The sequence below is a fragment of the Streptomyces sp. NPDC049597 genome, assembly GCF_040675505.1.
In the GTDB taxonomy this organism is placed as follows: Bacteria; Actinomycetota; Actinomycetes; order Streptomycetales; family Streptomycetaceae; genus Streptomyces.
Window position 1 is genome coordinate 1 of the sequence record NZ_JBFAOY010000083.1, and the last position, 1238, is coordinate 1238.

General features: G+C 68.8%; 1 protein-coding gene. It reads right to left on the reverse strand.

The window, feature by feature from the left end; all coding sequences use genetic code 11:
* The coding region (locus AB0K02_RS34025; RefSeq protein WP_365996469.1) for an NAD-dependent malic enzyme at positions 1-1223 on the reverse strand (1223 nt) is incomplete at its 3' end.
* Positions 1224-1238: the final 15 nt, after the last annotated feature.

Below are 1238 nucleotides of genomic sequence, written 5' to 3' on the forward strand. Positions count from 1 at the left end.
CCCCGGAACACGCCCGGGAACACCAGGACGTTGTTGATCTGGTTGGGGAAGTCGGAGCGGCCCGTGGCCACAACTGCCGCCGTCTGACGGGCGATTGCCGGGTCGACCTCCGGGTCCGGGTTCGCGAGCGCGAAGACGACGGCACCCTCCGCCATCGCCGCCACGTCCTCCGCGCCCAGCAGATTCGGCGCCGACACGCCGATGAAGACATCCGCGCCCACGACCGCCTCCTTCAGCGTGCCCGTGACGCCCTCCGGATTGGTGTTGTCCGCGATCCAGCGCAACGGCGAGTCCGCCGCCGCCCCCACCAGGTCCTCACGGCCCGCGTGCACCACACCCTGGATGTCGGCCACCACGGCATGCTTGACACCCGCCGCGATCAGCAGTTTCAGGATCGCCGTACCCGCCGCCCCCGCACCCGACATCACGACCCGCACATCACCGACCGACTTGCCCACCACACGCAACGCGTTGGTCAGCGCGGCCAGCACCACGATCGCGGTCCCGTGCTGGTCGTCGTGGAAGACCGGGATGTCCAGCGCCTCACGCAGCCGCGCCTCGATCTCGAAGCAGCGGGGCGCGGAGATGTCCTCCAGGTTGATGCCCGCGAAGCCCGGGGCGATCGCCTTGACGATCTCCACGATCGCGTCCGAGTCCTGCGTGTCCAGGCAGATGGGCCAGGCGTCGATGCCGGCGAACCGCTTGAACAGCGCCGCCTTGCCCTCCATGACCGGCAGCGCCGCCTTCGGGCCGATGTTGCCCAGACCCAGCACGGCCGAGCCGTCCGTCACCACTGCAACGGAGTTGCGCTTGATGGTCAGACGGCGCGCGTCCTCCGGGTTCTCCGCGATCGCCATGCACACCCGCGCCACACCCGGCGTGTAGACCATCGACAGGTCGTCACGGTTGCGGATCGGGTGCTTCGACGCCATCTCGATCTTGCCGCCGAGGTGCATCAGGAACGTACGGTCCGAGACCTTGCCCAGCACCACGCCCTCGATCTTGCGCAGCTCCTCGACGATCTCGTCGGCGTGCGCGGTCGACGTCGCGGCGATCGTCACGTCGATCCGCAGCTTCTCGTGACCGGAAGCGGTCACGTCCAGGCCGGTCACGGAGCCACCGTTGGACTCCACAGCCGTGGTCAGCTGCGAGACCGCGGTACCACTCGCGGGCACCTCCAGCCGGACCGTCATCGAGTACGAGACGCTGGGCGCCGTTGCCATGACCGGATTCCTCTG